Source organism: Devosia sp. T2-14 (genome assembly GCF_055397495.1).
In genome coordinates this window covers 3,685,723-3,705,863 of the sequence record NZ_AP027921.1, presented here as the reverse complement: position 1 = coordinate 3,705,863, position 20,141 = coordinate 3,685,723, and the positions used below count along the sequence as shown (strand labels likewise).

The window sequence follows — 20,141 nt, the reverse complement described above, 5'->3', positions numbered from 1 at the left end:
CAGCCCGACACTGTCTGCAGCGCCCGGCGCGTTCTTCCGTGATGAAAGCCTATAGATGACCAGCGTAAACGACCTCCGTTCGAGCTTCGTCGACTACTTTGCCCGCAATGGTCATGAGGCCGTGGCGTCGAGCCCGCTGGTTCCGCGCAATGACCCGACGCTGATGTTCACCAATTCGGGCATGGTGCAGTTCAAGAACACCTTTACCGGTGTCGAAAAGCGTCCCTATTCGCGGGCCACGACGGCGCAGAAATGCGTGCGTGCCGGCGGCAAGCACAATGACCTCGATAATGTGGGCTTCACTGCGCGCCACCACACCTTCTTCGAGATGCTCGGCAATTTCTCGTTCGGCGACTATTTCAAGGACCGCGCGATCGAACTGGCCTGGAACCTGCTGACCAAGGATTGGGGCCTGCCCAAGGACAAGCTGATGGTCACCGTCTACCAGGACGATGACGAGGCGATGGAACTCTGGAAGAAGATTGCCGGCCTGTCCGAGGATCGCATCGTGCGGCTCGGCGCCAAATCTAACTTCTGGCAGATGGGCGATACCGGTCCGTGCGGCCCGTGCTCGGAAATCTTCTACGACCACGGCGAACACGTCTGGGGTGGCCCTCCGGGTTCGCCGGAAGAAGATGGCGATCGCTGGATCGAGATCTGGAACCTGGTGTTCATGCAGTATGAGCAGTATGGCGACGGATCGCGCACCGCGCTGCCGCGTCCCTCGATCGACACCGGCATGGGCCTCGAGCGCGTCGCTGCTGTTATGCAGGGTGTGCACGACAACTACGATATCGACTTGTTCAAGTCGCTGATTGGTGCTGCCGCCCAGGCAACCGGCGCCGAGATCAATGGCGAAGGCAATCGAAGCCTGCGCGTCATCGCCGATCACCTCCGCTCCATGAGCTTCCTCATTGCTGAAGGCGTGCTGCCCTCCAATGAAGGCCGTGGTTATGTGCTGCGCCGCATCATGCGCCGCGCAATGCGTCACGCGACCCTGCTCGGTTCGTCCGAGCCGGTGATCTACAAGCTTGTGCCGACGCTGGTGCGCGAGATGGGCCAGGCCTATCCCGAACTCAGCCGTGGCGAAGCCATGATCGCCGAGACCGTCCGCCTCGAAGAAGGTCGCTTCCTCAAGACTTTGGGCCGCGGCCTGCAGATTCTGGCCGACGAGACCAAGGACATGGGCGAAGGCGCTGTCCTCTCCGGCGGCACGGCGTTCAAGCTCTATGACACCTATGGTTTCCCGCTCGATCTGACTGAAGATGCGCTGCGCCTGCGCGGCATCACGGTCGATCAGCCCGGCTTCGACGCGGCCATGGCCGCCCAGAAGGCCGAAGCCCGCAAGAGCTGGTCCGGTTCTGGCGAAGCGGCCACCGACACCGTCTGGTATGGCCTTGCCGACAAAGTTGGTCCGACCGAGTTCCTCGGCTACGAAACCGAAACGGCCGAAGGTGAAGTCAAAGCCATTCTCAAGAATGGTGCTGAAGTCGCAACCCTGGCGTCCGGCGAGGAGGGCTTTGTCGTCCTCAACCAGACCCCCTTCTATGGCGAAAGCGGCGGCCAGGTTGGCGATACCGGCGTCATGACCGGCGAAGGTGTTGCGGCCAAGGTCACCGAAACGCAGAAGTTCCATGGCGTCTTTGCCCACAAGGTCACCGTCACCGAAGGAACGCTCAAGGTCGGCCAGCCGCTCACGCTGGTCGTCGATCACGAGCGCCGTTCGTCGATCCGTGCCAACCACTCGGCCACGCACCTGCTGCACGAAGCCCTACGCATCGTGCTGGGCGATCACGTTGCCCAGAAGGGGTCGCTGGTGTCTCCCGACCGCCTGCGTTTTGATTTTGTCCACACCAAGCCCATGACCGAGCAGGAAATGGTCGAAGTGGAGGACATGGCCAACGCCATCGTCCTGCAGAACACCCCGGTCGAAACGCGCCTGATGGGCGTCGAGGAAGCCAAGGAATCGGGTGCCCGCGCGCTGTTCGGCGAAAAGTATAGCGATGAAGTTCGCGTCGTTGCCATGGGCGAGCCCACCGGCAATGGCCTGGGCTGGTCGGTCGAGCTTTGCGGCGGCACCCATGTGCGCCGCACCGGCGATATTGGTCTGGTTTCGATCGTCGCTGAAAGCGCGGTTGGTGCCGGCGTGCGCCGCATCGAGGCGCTGACCGGCAAGGCTGCCCGCCATCGCGGCAACACCAATGTTGCCATCGTCAATGCAGCGGCCGGCCTGCTGCGTTCGGGCAATCATGAAGTTCTCGATCGCATCGGTGCGCTGCAGGAGAACATCAAGAAGATCGAGCGCGAGCTGACCGACGCCCGCAAGAAGCTGGCTCTGGGCGGCACCGGCGCAGGCGCCGCAGCGACCGCCGACGAAACGGTCAACGGCGTTACCTATGTCGGCCGCACCGTCGAGGGCATTCCGGCCAAGGACGTCAAGGGTCTGGTCGATACCGAAAAGAAGCGTATCGGCTCGGGCGTCGTCACCGTCGTGCTCAAGGGCGAAGACGGCAAGGGCACCGTCGCCATTGGCGTTACCGACGACCTGACCGGCCGTTATGCCGCCGGCAACCTGATCAAGCTGGCCACGGCCGCGCTTGGCGGGCAGGGCGGCGGCGGCCGTCCCGACATGGCCCAGGGTGGCGGACCGGATGGCTCCAAGGCCGACGAAGCCATCGCCGCGGTGCGCGGCGCGCTCTAAGTTAAGCCTGCAATGAATATGAAAATCCCCGCATTAGCGGGGATTTTTGATTCAGTGTCTAAAGTCCGGTGCGATAGAAGAACAGCCGCGGCTTCCAGACGATCTTCATCTTCTCGGTCAGCACATTGGCAAGGCCGGCCGCCAGCACGACGAACAGGCCGACGATGGCAAGCAGGTCGGGCATTTCGCCAAAGAAGGCCGCACCGAGCACGATTGCCCAGATCAGCTGACTATACTGCACGGGGGCAACCAGATTGGCCGGCGTTGTCTTGGTCGCCCGAATGATCAGAAGGCCGCCAACGCCACCAATCAGCCCGATCATCGCAAAGACTCCAAGCTGTTCCCAGGTCGGCCAGACGAAGCTGGGCAGCATCAGCACGAAATTGAAGCCGAGCGAATAGAGCGCCACGATGGCCACGATGCTGATCCGTCGCTCGGTTGCCGCGATATGGCGCAGGATGACCGACGTCGTGGCGCCGAAAAAGATGCTGGCAAAGGCGGCTAGGTGGCCGAGCTCAAGGCTTTTGACCCCGGGGCGAACGACCAGCAGCACGCCGAGGAAGCCAATGAACAGCAGCACCCAGCGCAGGCGCCGCACATGCTCCTTCAACACCAGAACCGACAGCGCCGTGACCACGATCGGGGTCATGAAGCCGATGGAATAGACCTCGGCAAAGGGTATGTGGGTGAAGGCATACATCACGCAGGATGTGCCGCCGATGGCGGTGAGGCAGCGCAGCTGCAGCAGCCATTTATGGCGCAGCTGGAACACCTCGCTCCAGCGCTCATGACGATTGGTCACGATGACGGGAATGACCGAGAAGATGGTGGTGAAGAACGCCATCTCGAACACCGATACGCCCGTGCCGACGGTCTTGATCAGAGCGTCGCCGACCGAAAAGCTGGCATAGGCCAGGAAGGCAAAAAAGACGCCGACCGGCATCGCAACATCCAGAAAAATGGGGAACAAGACTCGGCAATATTAGGTACCATACAAGTGCCCGGAGGCAGCGGCCATAGCCGCGGACCTCTATATTTCCGGGCCCTGCACCTCGGTAATATTGGTCGGCGGGCCCGGCCGGACCGCGCGATATTCGGCGAAGCGCCCGGCGATCCGGGTGCGTGCGCCGTCGAAAAATACGGTGATCAGGCCCGAGGCGATCACCACCGCAAGGCCGATATAGGCCAGCAGGTCCGGGTGCTCGGCGAAGAAGAAGGCCCCCAGCCCGATGGCCCAGACGATCTGCACATACTGGATCGGTGCGATCTGGCTGGCCGGGGCGTTGCGGGTCGCCGCAATCAGCAGAATGTGCCCAAGTCCAACCAGCGCCCCCGAGGCGGCCAATAGTGCCAGCTGTAGCAGCGTCGGCACCACGAAGGTCGGGATCATCAGCACCGCATTGGCGATGATCAGATAGACGGCCGGCAGCGCGATCAGGCTGACGCGCTTCTCGATCGGCGCGACGATGCGCAGCACTGTCGTGGTCGTTGCCCCGAAGAATGCGCAGCACACGGCGGCGAGATGCCCCAGCTGCAGGTCGCGGAAGCCGGGCCGCACCACCAGCATGACGCCGAGAAATCCGACCGCGAGGAGGGTCCAGCGCGTCACATCCACTCGTTCCTTGAGCACCAGCACCGACATGGCGGTGATGAATAGCGGCATCAGGAAAACCAGCGAATAGGTTTCGGCAAAGGGAATGGTGACGAAGGCGAAGGTCACCAGGATCGATGAGGCTACGCCGCTGAACGAACGCAGATGCACCAGCAGCGGATGAGTGAGTTGGAGGCTATCGCGCCACCGCTCGCCCTTGGGTTTGGCGAACAGGGCCGGAAACAGGCTGAAGACGGCAATGAAGAAGCCAATCTCAAAGACGGACAGGCTTTGCCCGAAGCCCTTGATGATGGCGTCGCCGCAAGAATAAACCGAGTAAGCGACCACCGCGTAAAACACGCCGACCGGCATGGCAAATCCAGAAATATGAGTGCTTGTAATAGATTATGCCCAGCCTAGGGCGAGAAGACACTTCCGTCGATGGATATTGTCGTTCGGCCGGATTTATTGTTTGGCCATGGCGGGGCCGATGACTTCGATCCGGTTGGTCCAGATATAGCCGTCGAACTGCGGGGGTACCTGCGCCAGCACGTCGAGCGTGTCGATACCGGCCGTGCCGGGGTCGCCGGCGCCATAGGGGCCCAGCAGGATGACCTCGCTGCCGACGCTCTGCACGCGCTCGATGAACAGGTTGGGCCAGCCCCAGACCCACGGCGCGACGTTGATGGGGAGCATGACCATCGTGTTGCGGCAGGCATCGGGCACGTAGCCGGTCCAGCCGAGCCCGACATATTGGGCAAGGCAATCGACCAGGCCCCGGCGTGACCAGACGTAAAGCCCATCGATCTGCCCGGCGGCCTGATAGGTCGGCTCGTCGCCGCCATAGGCGCCCCAGACGGCATTGCGCCATTCTGGGCGCTTATCCATCAGGGCGGCAAGCATGTCCCCCTCGCGGGCTTCGCGGCTCTTGAAATTGACCAGGAAGCGCTGCTCCGGCATCGCCGTCAGCACGTCTCCAAGTTCGGGCATCAGTCCCACGCCCTTGCCGCGCAGCGGGTAGGTCGCGCCGCCGTCAGCGGTGTAGCCATAGCCAATGTCGAGGGTGCGCAGATAGGCCATGTCGTGGCTGCGGGTTTCGCCGGTGCCCTCCGTGCGGCAATCGATGGTCCAGTCATGCATCACGGCAAACTGACCGTCGGTCGTGGGATGAACGTCGAGTTCAACGATATCGGCGCCTGCGGCGAAGGCGGCCTGCATCGAGGCAATAGTGTTCTCGAGGTAGTCGTGGGTGGGGGGATAGATCAGTTCGGCCGTGCAGGTGTCGTTCTCAAGATTGCTGCGGTCGAAGGTCTGGTGCACGCCGCGATGCGAAATCAGTGCGACTTCCGGATCGGCCGGCGCGGCGACGCGCCAGCTGGCGTTGAACACATAAATGGCCGCGATCAACACCGCCGCTGCAATCAAGATGCGCTTCATGATTCCCCCTTTGCCCGGGAGAATTCGTAGCATTTGCGATTGAAGTGAGGCAGGGGACGGCCATGCTCCCGGTTTTGCACCCGACATCCGCAGGCGGTCAATTGAAGTCTCGGTGAACGCAGCATTCATCGCCGTGTCAGCTAGCCCGTGTTGTGAATTGCGCGATGTTGGTCAGTATTGGATAGAATACTGGCTCACTTGGAGGGTGCAATTCATGCGGTTATTTCGAAATATCGTCATTAGCGCCGCTGTGGCGCTCGCTCTTGCCTTGCCATCGGCTGCCGCCGAAAGGGCCGTGATCGTGCTCGATGGCTCGGGCTCAATGTGGGCGCAGATCGAGGGAGAAGCCCGCATCACTATTGCGCGGCAAACGCTGCAGTCCGTACTGTCGACGCTGCCGGAGGATCTCGAACTTGGGCTGATGACCTATGGCCATCGCGAGAAGGGGAACTGCGGCGATATCGAAATGCTGGTCGCGCCTGCTGCCGGTACAGCCGAGGCCATCATCGCCGCTGCCAAGGGCATCAATCCCAAGGGCATGACCCCGATCTCGGACGCGGTTCGGCTGGCCGCCGATGAGCTGCAGTTCACCGAGCACAAGGCCACGGTGATCCTGATCACCGATGGACTTGAAACCTGCGAGGTCGATCCCTGCGCACTGGCATCCGACCTGGAGGCGCGCGGCATTGATTTCACCACGCATGTGCTTGGCTTCGGGCTTTCCGATGAAGAGGGGCAGCAGGTGGCGTGCCTCGCCGAGAATACCGGTGGCAAATATCTGTCGGCCAATGACGGTGCGGCGCTGGTCGATGCGCTGACCGCCACCGTCGCCGAAGTCACCCAGGCCGAACCCGAGCCCGCCCCGGAACCGGAGCCTGAACCAGTTGCAGCGTTCAACGTGCAGCCGACCGCCACCCTCTCGGAAGGCGGGCCGGATATCGTCGATGGCAAGGACAGCATCGTTTGGGAATGGCACAGGGTGGCTGCCGATGGCAGCAAGGGCGACTATGTCGGCACCGACTATTACTCGACCTTCAAGGGCAGCATTGAGCCGGGCGATTACATCATGACCGCCACGCTGGGCTATGCCAGCGCATCGCAGCCGGTCACCATCGTGGCCGATGAGGTTGCCAGGCCGCATTTCGTGCTCAATGGCGCCATTCTCAAGCTCCGTCCCCGGGCCAGCGATGGCGCCGAGATCGACGAGGATGCGACGGTCGAAATCCATCATGCCGGGGAATATGTCACCACCAATTACGGCGATACCGATCTGGTCGTGCCGGCTGGTGCCATCGAGGCCATTGTTTCGATCGGCGAGGCCACGGTGACCCGCAGCTATGATGCCAAGGCCGGCTCAACCATCGATGAGGATGTGATCGTCGGGGCAGGCCGGGCGCGCGTCGCTTCGGAATATGTGCCGGGTACGCCCGTTGAGGCTGACATTTTTATCGAGGTACTGGGCGCGCAAAAGGCACTCGATGGCTCGCGCAAATCGGTGGCCTATGCCTATGGCGGCGACGTCGCCTTCGATCTGGCCGAAGGGGACTATGTCGCGCGCTACAAGCTTGGCGGGGCCAGCGGCGAAGTGCCGTTCTCGGTCAAGACCGGCGAACTGGTGGAGGTGCCCGTGCTGATGAATGCCGGCATCCTCGCTGTCACCTCGCCGGGCGACGAATATATCGAAGTGTTCGGGGCCGCCAAAAACCTTGAGGGAAAGCGCGCGTCGTTCTTCTACGGCTACGGCCCGGACCTGCAGACCACTTTAGCCGAAGGCGACTACGTGGTGTTCACCCGCAAGGATGGCGCCACCAGTGAAACTCCGGTCACCGTCACCGCCGGGGAGCGTTCCGAGCTCAGCCTCACTGAGCCGGCCAAGGGCGGCAAGACCAAGTAGGCAGAAGGGGCGCCTCCGTGCGGGGCGCCCCTTCCATTTATTCCATCGACACGCCGCCGCCGCTGGAGCGGTTGATGTCGGTCTTGGGCGGGTTGCCGGAAACCTCGATATCGCCGCCGCTCGAGGCATTGGCCTTGAGGCTCCCGGTGGCGTGAAGCGAAATATCGCCGCCACTCGAAGCATCTGCCACGGCCGTGACGCAGACCAGCTTTTCGGCATCGACACTGGCGCCGCTCGATGCACTGGCCTCGATCGTGTCACAGGTGCCGCTCAGTTCGGCATCGGCCCCGCTTGAGGCATTGACCGAGATCTTGCCGAGCGCGCCGCTGATGACGTTGACGTCGGCGCCGCTGGACACGTCTACCGCCAGGTCTCCCGTGGGTGCGGTGATGTCGACATCGGCTCCCGCGCTGGCATTGACCGCGGTGAGGGTGGGCAGGGTGATGAGCACCGTGGCCGCATTGCCACCACCCAGTAACTGGCCGACCAGCCCGCCGCTGATGATGAATTCGAAGAAGTTGCTCTCGATGCGAGCACTCAGCGTGTCGCCCGATACCGTGACTTCAAGCTTGTCGAGAACGTCCTGATTGCGGGACTGGGCCGTCACCGAAAAGGTGTCGCCCAGGGTCACCACGGCATCGAGCCCGGTGCTGATATCGAGCTTTTCGAAGCCGGTGAGGTCGAAGCTGCGCTCCTGCGCCGCGGCCGCGCCAAGCATGGCAAGGCTGAGGGAACCGGCAAGCGCGAGTGTCTGGAAGCTACGCAAAAGTCATCTCCTCAAAATGATGATGCTGGCCCGCTCCATATTGGTGGGGTGAGCCAGCATCACAAGGTCGAGAGCGAATTTCGGCGCGCCAGCCGCTAGAGGGCGCGGGCCCGGTTGTTGCGTGGGTTGTGCTCCAGCTCCACCAGGCCCAGCGCTTCGAGCACGGGCGGCACGTAATTGCCGAAGCGCCCGCGATAGCCCTTGCGGATGCCATACCAGCCGCCGACGGGATTGTCCGGCGAGCGGGCCCACGCCTCCACCGTGCCCTCCTTGGCCGGTTTCTGTTCATCGGCATTGCCCAGTTCCATCCAGTCGCCATGGGCCTTGAGCATGGCATGGAGGTCTTCGATGCAGCGCAGGTGATAGCGCAGTTCGGTGCCGCCGGCATTGCAGACCAGCGCCGGAGGATCAGCCTCGGGAGCGCGATAGAGGGTGATGTCGGACGTGCCGGGCGGGGTCTTGAGTAGCCAGGGATCGTCCTTGGTGCCGGTGCCTTGGGGCATGCCAATTCTCCGTTTGCCCGCAGTGTGAGCCGGGCGGGAACAAAAAGAAAGGCCGGGTCACATGGACCCGGCCTCGAAATTGCTGCGTGGCGGGATGCTTACGCCATGGCCTTCTGCAGGTTCTGGTCGATCGCATCGAGGAAGCCGAGGGTCGAGAGCCACGGCTGATCGGGGCCGACGAGCAGGGACAGGTCCTTGGTCATCTTGCCTTCTTCGATGGTGTCGACGGTGACCTTTTCGAGGGTCAGCGCGAACTTGGCGAGCGCCTCGTTGTCGTCCAGCTTGGCGCGGTGAGCCAGGCCACGGGTCCAGGCGAAGATCGACGCGGTCGAGTTGGTCGAGGTTTCCTTGCCCTGCTGGTGCTGACGGTAGTGACGGGTCACCGTGCCGTGGGCGGCTTCGGCTTCCACGATCTTGCCATCGGGCGTAGCCAGAACCGAGGTCATCAGGCCGAGCGAGCCGAAGCCCTGCGCCACGATGTCGGACTGCACGTCGCCGTCGTAGTTCTTGCACGCCCAGACGTAACCGCCGGACCACTTGAGGGCCGAGGCGACCATGTCGTCGATCAGGCGGTGCTCGTACCAGATCTTGGCAGCTTCGAACTTTTCCTTGAATGCGGCCTCGTAGATCTCCTGGAAGATATCCTTGAAGCGGCCGTCATAGGCCTTGAGGATGGTGTTCTTGGTGGACAGGTACACCGGCACGCCGCGGGCGAGGCCGTAGTTGAAGCTCGAATAGGCGAAATCGCGGATCGAGTCGTCGAGGTTGTACATGGCCATCGCCACGCCGGCGCCCGGAGCCTGATAGACTTCGTGCTCGATGACCTTGCCATCTTCGCCGGTGAACTTGATCGACAGCGTGCCCTTGCCGGGGAACAGGAAGTCGGTGGCGCGATACTGGTCACCGAAAGCGTGGCGGCCGACGATGATCGGCTGGGTCCAGCCCGGCACCAGGCGCGGCACGTTCTTGCAGATGATGGGTTCACGGAAGATCACGCCGCCCAGGATGTTGCGGATGGTGCCGTTGGGCGACTTCCACATCTTCTTGAGCTTGAATTCTTCAACGCGCTGCTCATCGGGGGTGATGGTTGCGCACTTGATGCCGACGCCATGCTTCTGGATGGCATGGGCTGCGTCGATGGTGATCTGGTCGTTGGTCGCATCGCGGCTTTCAACGCTCAGGTCATAATATTCGATTGGCAGGTCGAGGTAGGGATGGATGAGCTTGTCCTTGATCGCCTGCCAGATGATCCGGGTCATTTCATCGCCATCGAGATCCACGACAGGATTGGCGACCTTGATTTTGCTCATCAGAACTTTCTCCCTGAAATCCGCTTGTCGGCCCCATGGCCACTTCGGTGTGCCTATAGCATTGGGCTGCATTTGCGCAAAGTCAGCCTCGGCATGGGCCCTTGCCGTTAGCAGCAGATGTCACGTTGCAATGCTATTTGGGCGGCAGCGTCTCGACGAATGCCAGCGCCCGGTCGATCCAGCCGAGCAGGGCTTCGTCGTCCTCCAGCATATCGCCGGTGACCTCGATGAAGCCGGCCATGGTCTTGGGGCCCATCTGCATGGGGCGGGCGCCCGGCAAGGCCAAGGTCTGCTCATGAGCCTCCTTGCCCACGCGAACGAGCAGTCCGCCATCCTTGAGAGGGCCCACCAGCATGTTGCCATTGAGCATGAAGCAGGTGCCGCCAAACATTCGCTGTTCGGTGACGACGAGGCGCGGTGCCAGAAGGGCCCGAATGCGGTCGGAGAGTTCTTCAGATGCCAGGCTCATTGGCGGCCTCCCTATAGGTGGCGTGTCGCGGCAGGTGGTCGGCGATGAGATCCCAATGGGGATGGCTGCGGGCAAAGATCAGCTGGTTGGGCGCGAACCAGTCGTTCTGACCGGCGAAGAATCCCACCATGAACAGGCGCAGGGCTGGCGCTCGTGAGCTTTGTCCAAAGATGCCGGTGCCGCATTCGGGGCAGAAGTGACGGGTGAAGGTGGCGCCTGAAGCGCTCGGCCGGTTGAACGATTTCGTCGCGCCCTGAACCCGGATGGCTTCGGCATGCACCGCCGCAACATCGCTATGGCCGGCCCCGGTGGCGCGTTGGCAGTCGAGGCACGCGCATTGCAGCATAGAAACGACTTGCCCACTGACGGACATGGTGATGGCGCCGCAGGCGCAGGTGGCGGTGAGGTCGATGGCGGGGCGGGGCGCATTGGTCATGGACCGAGGCTGGCACGCAGTTTGGGTGCGGGCAAGGCGGTCCCTTGCGTTTGCGCATCACACTCGCGAAAGTGCGGCGCCAGACGGGGGAAGGCATGCCGCTCTATCCACACTATCCATTGCGCACGGCCCGGCTGACGTTGCGCCCGTTCACCCGGGGCGATGTCGATGCGGTCTATTCCTATCGCCGCCGCGAAGATGTGGCGCGCTACCTGTTCGACGTGCCCCTGAGTCGCGAGGAATGTGCGCTGGCCGTGCAGCAGCGCGTCACCCAGGTGGCGTTCGAGGCCGAGGGCGACAAGATTATCCTGGGGGTCGAGCTGACCCAGTCGGCGACCCTGATCGGCGAGGTCTCGCTGATCTGGAGGAGCGTTGACGCGCGGCAGGCCGAGGTCGGCTGGATTTTCGACCCGCATTACCAGCGGCAGGGCTTTGCCACGGAGGCAGCCGACGCCATGCTCGACCTGGCTTTCGGCCCCGGCGATATCCACCGCGTCTCTGCCCGATGCGACGTGCGCAATGATGCGTCGTGGCGCCTGATGGAACGGCTGGGCATGCGCCGCGAGGCACATTTTCGTGAGCATGCCCTGTTCAAGAACGAGTGGGACGAGGAGTTCATCTACGCCATTTTGCAGCGGGAATGGCGGGCTATGCGAGCCTCGGTGCCACCCGGCGGCGACCAAAAACCGGACACTGATGAGTAGGATTTTCTAGGGCAGGGGCAGGAACTACCCTGAATCCGGAGGCGTTGTTGGCATGGGTCGTCACGCATGTCAGGGAGCCACGTATTCATGTCTACACCAACTCTGCCAATCGAGACCGACCGGTTGATCTTGCGCACATTCGAGCGGTGCGACGCAGAAGCCCTTTTTGCCTATCACGTCCTGCCTTCGATGCAGCGCTATGTGTTCAGCCGCGCCCGAGATCAGGCCGAGGTGGGTGAAGCCCTCAATGTCATGCGCAGCCATGTTGCCCTGCAACGTCCGGGCGATACGCTGACGCTGGCCATGATCCGCAAGGGCGACCAGACCTTGATCGGGCACGTATCCCTGCATTGGTCCGATGCGACGTCGGGGCAGGGGGAAGTCCGTTTTTGCAGCAACCCCACCTTTGCCGGGCAGGGTTATCTGCGCGAGGCCCTGAGCGCGATTTTCGATCTCGCCTTCGAGCATTTTCATATTCATCGCGTCTTCGCCCGCAGTGACGGACGCAATCACCACTCGATCAAGCTGATGCAGCAACTGGGCATGCGGCTTGAGGCGCATTACCGCGAGCACGCCCTGTTTCAGGGGGAGTGGGACGAGGAACTGCATTTCGCCATCCTCGACCGGGAATGGATGACGGCCACCAAGGTCAAGTCTTTACCCCCGCGTCATCGCGTGGCTTGAATTGCCCTCATGGGGAAAAACCGGCTATGAGCGCCTGAACTTTTTCAGTTGGGTGCCATGGCCGGAACCGACACATCTATCAAAATTGAGCTGCTGCCTTCGCCGGCGGTAATCCTGTGCGAGCCCCAGCTTGGCGAGAATATCGGCACGGCGGCGCGCGCCATGGCCAATTTCGGCCTGTGGGACCTGCGCCTTGTGCGCCCGCGCGATGGCTGGCCCAATGAGCGCGCCATCGCCGCGGCGTCGCGCGCCGATCATGTCATCGAGCGCGTCCGGGTGTTCGAGACGCTTGAAGAGGCGGTGTCCGACCTCACGCTGGTTCTCGCGACCACGGCGCGCTCTCGTGATCTCCAAAAAGAAGTAATCGGCCCCGACGAGGCTGCTGTCCGTATGGTAGCGCAGGTCCGGGCGGGTAATGGCGTCGGCCTGCTGTTCGGCCGCGAGAAGTGGGGCTTGCTCAACGAAGAAGTAGCGCTGGCCGATACCATCGTCACCCTGCCGGTCGAGCCGGCCTTCGCCTCGCTCAATATTGCCCAGGCCGTGCTGATCCTGGCCTATGAGTGGCGTCGCCAGTCGGGGCAGGCCGCGTCTCTACCTTTTGACAGCGGCCTGCGCGAGGTTGCGCCCAAGAGCGAGCTGGTTGGCCTGTTCGAGCATCTCGAAGGGGTGCTGGACCAGAGCGGCTTCTTCACCACGCCTGAAAAGCGTCCCGGCATGATCGACAACCTGCGCACGGCCCTGTCACGCGGCAATTTCTCGGCCCAGGAAATCCGCACCCTGCGCGGCGTCATTTCCTCGATCGACCGCCGCCACGAGCGCCCCAACCCCAATCGGCAGAAGAAGCAGGAAGAAACGCCAAAGGACGAGTAAGGCGCGCGCCCAATATTTGCGCTGACCGGACGGATTCCGCCGGTATCGGCTTTGACTGCGACAATCTGGCGTGTCACTCCAAGCGCATGACCACAGCAGCCGATACCGCACCGTCCCGCCTGGCCTTCACCTATGTCGGCTTTCGCTTCTTCTGGCTCACCACATTGCTGGTGAGCTTTGCCGTTCAGATCATGTCGGTGTCGATCGCCTGGCAGATCTACGACGTCACCGGCAACGTGTTTCTGCTCGGCCTTGTGGGGCTGAGCCTTTTCCTGCCAGCGCTGCTGCTGATCCTGATCACGGGCCTCACGGCTGACCGTTTCAATCGGCGTGGCATCATGGCGGTGTGTCTCTCGGTCGAACTGATTTGCGCGCTGGGTTTCTTGGCTTTCGTCAATGCCGAGGCGCATGAGGTCTGGCCGATCTTCGGTATTCTCATCGTGCTGGGCACGGCCCGCGCGTTCTGGAGCCCCGCGGCGCAGTCGCTGGCGCCCAATCTTGTGCCGCCGGAAGCGTTGTCCAACGCCATCACCGTCAACGCCTCCGCATGGCAGATGGCTTCGATCATGGGCCCGGCTGCCGGTGGCCTGCTCTATGGCATTGCCCCGGTTGTTGCCTTCGGCACGGCCGCAGTGCTGCTGGTGCTGGCAGTGGGCTGCGTACTGCTGATCCCCAAGCCCAAGCAGCGCGATTCCCACCAGGCAACGAGCCTCGAGACCATGTTCGGCGGCTTCCGCTACATCTTCTCCAACAAGGTGGTGCTGGGCGCCATCTCGCTCGACATGTTCGCCGTGCTGATGGGCGGAGCCGTGGCCCTGCTGCCGGTCTATGCCAAGGACATCCTGCATGCGGGGCCCGAAGAGCTGGGCATGCTGCGCGCCGCGCCCGGCATTGGCGCACTGCTGATGGCCATCGTGCTGACGCGCTTCCCCATCCGCGACCATGCGGGCAGATTGCTGTTCCTGTTCGTCGGACTGTTCGGTCTGTTCACGTTGATCTTCGGCCTGTCCACCACGGTCTGGATCTCCATCCCGGCGCTGGCGCTGGTGGGGGCCTCCGACATGGTGAGCGTCACGATTCGCGAAACCATCATGCAGCTCTGGACGCCCGAAGAGGTGCGCGGGCGCGTCAATGCGGTGAATTCAGTGTTTATCGGCGCGTCCAACGAACTGGGTGAATTCCGCGCCGGAACGGTCGCGCATTTCATCGGTCCGGTTGCCGCCGTGGCGGTGGGCGGTGCCGGTGCCATCATCGTTGCGGTGCTGTGGAGCCGCCTGTTCCCCGGCCTGCGCAACCAGCGCACGCTGCACCGCAAGATGGTGGACTAGCCCACTAGGTTAAATGAGCCGGGCAATCGGGTGCTAAAGTGCCCGCAGCGCTTGACTCCTGTGCCCCCCAAAGCTATCACGCGGCCACCTATTCGGGCCCATGGCCCATAGGCGCACCCGGGATTCCTAACATAATTGGGGTCTGTCGGTCATCCGCGAGGGTGGCAGAGGAGGGCGCGATCCATTCAACTTTTAAGAAGGATACGCGATGTCGAAGCGTCATTCAGCCAAGTACAAAATTGACCGCCGTCTTGGCGAAAACATCTGGGGCCGTCCGAAGTCCCCGCTCAACGCCCGTGCCTATGGCCCCGGCCAGCACGGTCAGCGCCGCAAGGGCAAGCTGTCGGACTACGGTCTGCAGCTGCGCGCCAAGCAGAAGCTCAAGGGCTACTACGGCACCATCACTGAAAAGGCGTTCAAGCGCCTCTACAACGAAGCTGCCCGCGTCAAGGGCGACACCGGCGAGAACCTGATCGGCCTGCTCGAGAGCCGTCTGGACGCGATCGTGTATCGTGCAAAGTTCGTCACCACCGTGTTTGCTGCGCGCCAGTTCGTGTCGCACGGCCACGTGCTGGTCAACGGCAAGCGCGTCAACATTCCGTCCTACCAGGTCAAGGTTGGCGACAAGGTTGAAGTGCGCGAGCGCTCCAAGCAGCTCACCGTGCTGATCGAAGCTTCGCAGCTGGCCGAGCGCGACGTTCCTGATTACGTCGAAGTCGACCACAACAAGATGACCGCGACCTTCGTGCGCGTTCCCGCTCTGTCGGACGTGCCGTACCCGGTCCAGATGGAACCGAACCTGGTCGTCGAATTCTACTCGCGTTAATCGCAGTAGGTTTCCAGAATTAGAAAGGGCCGCTCTTCGGAGCGGCCCTTTTGTTTTGCGTGTGTGCTTTGAGCAGACCGGCATCCAAGTCCGAGGCCGCCTGCAGCATCGGACTTGTCGCTTGGAGACACCGAAGTCCGACCACCCACCGCGCTGCCCTCGGACTTGATCCGAGGGCGAGACGAAGGGCCCACGGATCAAGTCCGTGTGCAGCGCAGGCGTTTGGTGTGATCTTGGATGAAGGTTCCCGCCAGACCTCTCCCCAGCGGGGAGAGGTGCGGACGAGAACCCATCACGCAGTCGCGTCGCTGACGCTGACCTTGATGGCTTCCTGCTCCTGCGGGATGTAGCTCTCGAACAGCCGCAGGCGCATATAGACCGACTGCAGCTCGACGATGGTGGTCCATGCGCGGGCGAAGAACTGGAACGAGGACGACACCTGCCCGAAGGCGATCTGCACCTGCTGGTAGACGCCCATGGTCAGCGCACCGGCCAGAATGGTCGGCGCCATGGTCAGCAGCGGCACATAGCCGACGAGGTTGAGGTAGGCGTACCGCGCCAGGTTGAAGTAGGTGTAGTGGTAGTAGAGCCGGAAGTAGTTCTTCTGCACGCCGGCAAAGAGCTCCTTGACCGTCGGCGGTTCTGCCCGCTCGGCGTGGTCTTCACCGAACACCAGTTCCTTGCGGTAGGCCGCCTCGACGCGCTGGTTGGCAAAGTTCAGCCCCGGCAGCTTGACGCCCACCACGGCCAGCAGGATCGTGCCGAAGATGGCGGCCGCCAGGGCCACCCAGACGAGGCTCCCCGGTACGTTGCCGAAGATCGGCAGCTCGGTGATGGTGCTCGACAGCCCCCACAGGATCGGCAGGAACACGACCAGCGTGATCAGCGACCCGAAGAAGGCCGTGCCCAGATCTTCCACGATGGAGGCGAAGCGCATCGTGTCTTCCTGAACGCGCTGTGCCGCGCCTTCGGTCTGACGGATCGCGGGCCAGTGCGCCATGTAGTAGAAGTTCATCGCCTTGCGCCAACGGAACACGTAGTGCGAGGTGAAGAAGGCTAGCAGCACGGCCACCAGAATGGTTGGCATCAGCACCACGAACAGCGTGAACACCTCGCCATAGAACCGGGCCGGTTCCACCGATCGCGGTTGCGTCAGCGCCAGCTGGATCATGTCGAAGAACACGCCGGACCACTCGTTGACGAAGGCTTCCACCTGCACCTGGAAGTAGATCACCAGCAGGATACAGGTCGATCCGACCACGCTCCACCAGTACCACTCGTTGCGCTTGTAGAAGTACCAGAACAGGCAAAAGGCCAGCGCGACCATCAGCACATACTGGTACAGCCAGATGCGATCGGCATTGAGGAAGTTGCCCACCGAGGATTCGGCGGCCCCGGCCGCTGCGGCCTGTTGTGACGGGCTCGCGCTTTCGGTGCTGGCCGGCGCGTTGGGGTTGGTCTGGTCGGCGCTCGCCGCCGGTTGGGCACTTGTCGGGTCATCGGCGGTGGTCGGCTGATCGGCCGGAAGCTCGGTGGCGACGATGGCCGGATGGGTGAAGCGATCAAGGCCGATCACGGCGCGGATCGGCTCGCCAACGGCGAACCAGATGATCACAGTGGCCAGCAACCAAATGGCGGCTGAACCGAAGAATAGCTTGGGTACGGGGAAGAAGGAGCGAAACACCGCGAGACTCCTGGGTGTCGAGTGGATGCAGTCATCTAACTGTCGCTTTGGGACCGAAGCAAGAAGCTGAAATTAAACCTTGGTAAGGTTGCGCCTCCCCGGTTTTCCTTCCCCTTGGCGGCAAGGAGCGCTATCAGCAACGCGACACGAAGAAAGAGAGTTTCGCCATGAGTGCGGCAATGAGTGAGGCAGTGACTGCGGTCATGGACGCGGCGGACGAGGACGTCACCGGCGCGCACCCGATCTATGCCAATGCCCCGCGCACGGTGGAGTTCAATAAGCTGCGCAAGCGCCTGATCCGCAATACGCGAGAGGCGCTGGAAAAGTTCGCCATGGTCCGTCCTGGCGAGAAGTGGCTCGTTGCCCTGTCCGGCGGTAAGGACAGCTATGGGCTGCTCGCGCTGCTGCTCGATCTCAAATGGCGTGGCCTGCTGCCGGTGGAGCTGCTGGCCTGCAATCTCGATCAGGGCCAGCCGAATTTCCCCAAGCACATCTTGCCGGAGTTCCTGACGGGTCTCGGGATCCAGCATCGCATCGAATACAAGGACACCTATTCGATCGTCACCCAGAAGCTACCGGCGGGCGCCACCTATTGCTCGCTCTGCTCGCGCTTGCGTCGCGGCAACCTCTATCGCATCGCGCGTGAGGAGGGGTGTACTGCGCTGGTCCTCGGCCATCACCGCGATGACAGCCTCGAAACCTTCTTTATGAACATGTTCCACGGCGGCAAGCTCGCTGCCATGCCGCCACGCCTGCTCAATGACGATGGCGATGTGGAAGTGCTGCGCCCGCTGATCTACTGCGCCGAGGAAGACCTGCAGCGCTTTTCCGACGCCATGGCCTTCCCGATCATCCCCTGCGACCTCTGCGGCAGCCAGGACGGGCTTGAGCGCAACGCCATGAAGGCCATGCTTACCGACATCGAAAAGCGCATGCCCGGCCGCAAGGACGTCATGATCCGCGCGCTGGGCAACGTTAACGCCAGCCACATGCTGGATACCAAATTGTTCGACTTTGCCGCCCTCAACGACAAAAGGACCGCTTCGTGACCTTCGATATCATGGACCTCGCTGCCATCCTCCGCGATGCGGCGCGCGCTGAAGCCTTGCCGCGTTTCCGCCGGCTCGATGCCTCCATGGTGCAGGCCAAGACCGAAGCCATCGATCTGGTGACTGAGGCCGACGTGGCCACCGAACAGGTCATCAAGTCCCGCATTGCGCAGTGGATGCCCCAGGCGCTGTTTGTCGGCGAGGAATCAGTCGCTGCCGATCAGGCTCTGTTGGCGCGACTCGCCGATGCTGATCTGGCGGTCGTGGTCGACCCGATCGATGGCACGGCCAATTACGCTGCCGGCCTGCCGCTCTTTGCCACCATGGCATCGGTGGTGTCGGGCGGGGAAACCGTGGCCGGCATCATCTACGACCCGATGGGCGATGACTGGGTCATGGCCGAGAAGGGCAGCGGCGCCTGGCTGCGCCGTCCCAATGGCGAAGCTGTGCGCCTCCATGCCGCCGCCGCCGTGCCGCTCAATGAAATGGTCGGGTCCGCCTCCGTCGCCTACATGCCCGCCGCCTTGCGCCCGCAGATTCTGGCCAATACCGCCAAGGTTCGGCTGATGTCGAACTACCGCTGCGCGGGCCACGAATACCGCGCCTTCGTATCCGGCCACGGCCATTTTCTCAGCTACAACAAGCTGATGCCGTGGGATCACCTCGCCGGCGTGCTGATCAGCCAGGAAGCCGGCGCCTACGCCGCCCGCCTCGATGGCTCGCCCTACCGCCCCAGCCATGTCGACGGCGGCCTGCTGGTCGCCATCAACCGCGACAGCTGGCAAGATCTGCGCCGGGAAGTGTTTACGTTCTAGCCGGCCCCCACCCACCAGCCCATTCCTCCCCCTTCAGGGGGAGGCTACGTGGGGGCTCAACGCCCCAAACTCATCCAGCTTATCCCCGCGCCAAAACTCTGTGGCACTCTCCTCCCACTACTCTGACACACAGCGGGTCGCGCGAACCGGCCGTCAGGGAGCTGTTGGGAGCGGGGGATGTTCGTAAACCCCGTGGGTCCGCGGAAGGTGAGGCAAGCCTCACCAGATAGTCCGCCCACCAGAAATCCCAGCGCATGCGGCGAGGCCTGGCCTCACCTTTTACTACTTCACGGGGCTGGGTCTCGCCGCGTGTATCGCCTGCACATCAACCGACAGGTGCAAGCCGGAGCGGTGTTTTCGCTCGCCCTTGCGATGACCCATAAGTCTGTGCTTATATGACGACATGAGCGACGTTGATATCTTCAAGGTGCTGTCCGATCCCACCCGCCGCGCGGTGCTTGAACGGCTGGCGGGAGCGGAAATGACGGCCAGCGAGTTGGGCGAGGGATTCGCCATCTCGCAGCCGGCCATGTCCCAGCACCTGGCGGTGCTCCGCGGGGCAGGGCTGGTCAGCAGCCGTCGCGAGGGCCGCCACATCAACTATCGCGTCGAGGCCGCAGGCCTCGAGCCGCTACACGCCTGGCTCGCCAGGTATCGCGCCTTCTGGCCCGATCGTGTCGAAGCCCTCAAGGACCTGCTCAAGGAGATGGATCAATGACGACACCCGAATCCGACGTCCTGGTGTTCGAATGCGCGCTCGACGCGCCGCCCGAAAAGGTCTGGCGGGCGCTCACCGTCCCCGAATATCTCGAGCGCTGGCTCAAGCCGGAACGCGATCTGGATCTGGCGGTCGTCTCGGCCGAGGAAAACCGCACGCTGACCTACCGCTGGCGCGAAGCGGGCGAAGGCACAATCCTCGGCATGGAAGATAGTCTCGTGACCTTCGAGCTGACGCCGACAGGCGAGGGCGGCACCTGGTTCCGCCTGACCCATGCGCCGCTGGCCGTCCCGGCCGCCGCCAATTCCAACCTGGCCGGTCCGGTCATGCTGGCCGCCTAGCCCCAACCCAATCTC

At 62.8% G+C, this 20,141-nt stretch carries 20 protein-coding genes; 11 read left to right on the top strand and 9 right to left on the bottom strand.

Annotation, left to right across the window (positions count from 1 at the left end):
* Positions 1–55: 55 nt before the first annotated feature.
* Complete coding sequence (gene alaS / locus ACZ5WT_RS18330) at positions 56–2,701, top strand: alanine--tRNA ligase (RefSeq protein WP_464285190.1); 2,646 nt, start codon at positions 56–58, stop codon at positions 2,699–2,701.
* Positions 2,702–2,759: 58 nt separating this feature from the next.
* On the opposite strand, the gene ACZ5WT_RS18325 is transcribed toward alaS, so the two are convergent.
* From ACZ5WT_RS18325 to ACZ5WT_RS18315, 3 genes are all read right to left on the bottom strand, one after another.
* Positions 2,760–3,644: a DMT family transporter gene (locus ACZ5WT_RS18325; RefSeq protein ID WP_464285189.1), complete on the bottom strand. Its 885-nt coding sequence runs from the start codon at positions 3,642–3,644 to the stop codon at positions 2,760–2,762.
* An 87-nt stretch (positions 3,645–3,731) separates the two neighbouring features.
* Complete coding sequence (locus ACZ5WT_RS18320) at positions 3,732–4,664, bottom strand: DMT family transporter (RefSeq protein WP_464285188.1); 933 nt, start codon at positions 4,662–4,664, stop codon at positions 3,732–3,734.
* 93 nt (positions 4,665–4,757) lie between these two features.
* The gene (locus ACZ5WT_RS18315; RefSeq protein WP_464285187.1) at positions 4,758–5,729 is read right to left on the bottom strand and encodes a glycerophosphodiester phosphodiesterase family protein; all 972 of its coding nucleotides are present in this window, start codon (positions 5,727–5,729) and stop codon (positions 4,758–4,760) included.
* A 214-nt stretch (positions 5,730–5,943) separates the two neighbouring features.
* Here ACZ5WT_RS18315 and ACZ5WT_RS18310 point away from each other — a divergent pair, with 214 nt between their 5' ends.
* Positions 5,944–7,623, top strand: a complete 1,680-nt coding sequence (locus tag ACZ5WT_RS18310; RefSeq protein ID WP_464285186.1) for a vWA domain-containing protein — start codon at positions 5,944–5,946, stop codon at positions 7,621–7,623.
* Positions 7,624–7,660: 37 nt separating this feature from the next.
* Here the strand turns inward: ACZ5WT_RS18310 and ACZ5WT_RS18305 are convergent, their stop codons facing one another.
* From ACZ5WT_RS18305 to ACZ5WT_RS18285, 5 genes are all read right to left on the bottom strand, one after another.
* Complete coding sequence (locus ACZ5WT_RS18305) at positions 7,661–8,389, bottom strand: head GIN domain-containing protein (RefSeq protein ID WP_464285185.1); 729 nt, start codon at positions 8,387–8,389, stop codon at positions 7,661–7,663.
* Positions 8,390–8,484: 95 nt separating this feature from the next.
* The gene (locus ACZ5WT_RS18300) at positions 8,485–8,892 is read right to left on the bottom strand and encodes a DUF6855 family protein (RefSeq protein WP_464285184.1); all 408 of its coding nucleotides are present in this window, start codon (positions 8,890–8,892) and stop codon (positions 8,485–8,487) included.
* 98 nt (positions 8,893–8,990) lie between these two features.
* Positions 8,991–10,202, bottom strand: coding sequence for an NADP-dependent isocitrate dehydrogenase (locus tag ACZ5WT_RS18295; RefSeq protein ID WP_464285183.1), 1,212 nt, complete (start codon positions 10,200–10,202; stop codon positions 8,991–8,993).
* A 133-nt stretch (positions 10,203–10,335) separates the two neighbouring features.
* Positions 10,336–10,671 carry a TfoX/Sxy family protein gene (locus tag ACZ5WT_RS18290; protein ID WP_464285182.1) on the bottom strand — a complete coding sequence of 112 codons (336 nt, stop codon included), beginning with the start codon at positions 10,669–10,671 and terminating at the stop codon, positions 10,336–10,338.
* Positions 10,655–11,107, bottom strand: a complete 453-nt coding sequence (locus tag ACZ5WT_RS18285; protein ID WP_464285181.1) for a GFA family protein — start codon at positions 11,105–11,107, stop codon at positions 10,655–10,657. Before ACZ5WT_RS18285 ends, ACZ5WT_RS18290 begins: the two co-directional genes overlap by 17 nt.
* Positions 11,108–11,202: 95 nt before the next feature.
* Here ACZ5WT_RS18285 and ACZ5WT_RS18280 point away from each other — a divergent pair, with 95 nt between their 5' ends.
* From ACZ5WT_RS18280 to rpsD, 5 genes are all read left to right on the top strand, one after another.
* Positions 11,203–11,811 carry a GNAT family N-acetyltransferase gene (locus tag ACZ5WT_RS18280; protein ID WP_464285180.1) on the top strand — a complete coding sequence of 203 codons (609 nt, stop codon included), beginning with the start codon at positions 11,203–11,205 and terminating at the stop codon, positions 11,809–11,811.
* Positions 11,812–11,898: 87 nt separating this feature from the next.
* Entirely contained in the window at positions 11,899–12,495 is a 597-nt protein-coding gene (locus tag ACZ5WT_RS18275; protein ID WP_464285179.1) for a GNAT family N-acetyltransferase, read from the top strand.
* Between the two features lie 57 nt (positions 12,496–12,552).
* Positions 12,553–13,365 carry an RNA methyltransferase gene (locus ACZ5WT_RS18270; protein ID WP_464285178.1) on the top strand — a complete coding sequence of 271 codons (813 nt, stop codon included), beginning with the start codon at positions 12,553–12,555 and terminating at the stop codon, positions 13,363–13,365.
* Between the two features lie 86 nt (positions 13,366–13,451).
* Complete coding sequence (locus tag ACZ5WT_RS18265; RefSeq protein ID WP_464285177.1) at positions 13,452–14,693, top strand: MFS transporter; 1,242 nt, start codon at positions 13,452–13,454, stop codon at positions 14,691–14,693.
* A 208-nt stretch (positions 14,694–14,901) separates the two neighbouring features.
* Positions 14,902–15,519: a 30S ribosomal protein S4 gene (rpsD, locus tag ACZ5WT_RS18260; protein WP_464285176.1), complete on the top strand. Its 618-nt coding sequence runs from the start codon at positions 14,902–14,904 to the stop codon at positions 15,517–15,519.
* Between the two features lie 292 nt (positions 15,520–15,811).
* On the opposite strand, the gene ACZ5WT_RS18255 is transcribed toward rpsD, so the two are convergent.
* The gene (locus ACZ5WT_RS18255) at positions 15,812–17,203 is read right to left on the bottom strand and encodes an SbmA/BacA-like family transporter (protein ID WP_464285175.1); all 1,392 of its coding nucleotides are present in this window, start codon (positions 17,201–17,203) and stop codon (positions 15,812–15,814) included.
* A gap of 203 nt (positions 17,204–17,406) precedes the next feature.
* Here ACZ5WT_RS18255 and ttcA point away from each other — a divergent pair, with 203 nt between their 5' ends.
* The 4 genes from ttcA to ACZ5WT_RS18235 all read left to right on the top strand — a co-directional run bounded on the left by ttcA (position 17,407) and on the right by ACZ5WT_RS18235 (position 20,126).
* Complete coding sequence (gene ttcA, locus ACZ5WT_RS18250) at positions 17,407–18,252, top strand: tRNA 2-thiocytidine(32) synthetase TtcA (RefSeq protein WP_464287246.1); 846 nt, start codon at positions 17,407–17,409, stop codon at positions 18,250–18,252.
* Between the two features lie 11 nt (positions 18,253–18,263).
* Positions 18,264–19,067 carry an inositol monophosphatase family protein gene (locus ACZ5WT_RS18245; protein ID WP_464287245.1) on the top strand — a complete coding sequence of 268 codons (804 nt, stop codon included), beginning with the start codon at positions 18,264–18,266 and terminating at the stop codon, positions 19,065–19,067.
* 403 nt (positions 19,068–19,470) lie between these two features.
* Positions 19,471–19,785, top strand: a complete 315-nt coding sequence (locus tag ACZ5WT_RS18240; protein WP_464285174.1) for an ArsR/SmtB family transcription factor — start codon at positions 19,471–19,473, stop codon at positions 19,783–19,785.
* On the top strand, positions 19,782–20,126 hold the full coding sequence (locus ACZ5WT_RS18235; RefSeq protein WP_464285173.1) for an SRPBCC family protein: 345 nt from the start codon (positions 19,782–19,784) through the stop codon (positions 20,124–20,126). Before ACZ5WT_RS18240 ends, ACZ5WT_RS18235 begins: the two co-directional genes overlap by 4 nt.
* The last annotated feature ends 15 nt before the right edge of the window (positions 20,127–20,141 follow it).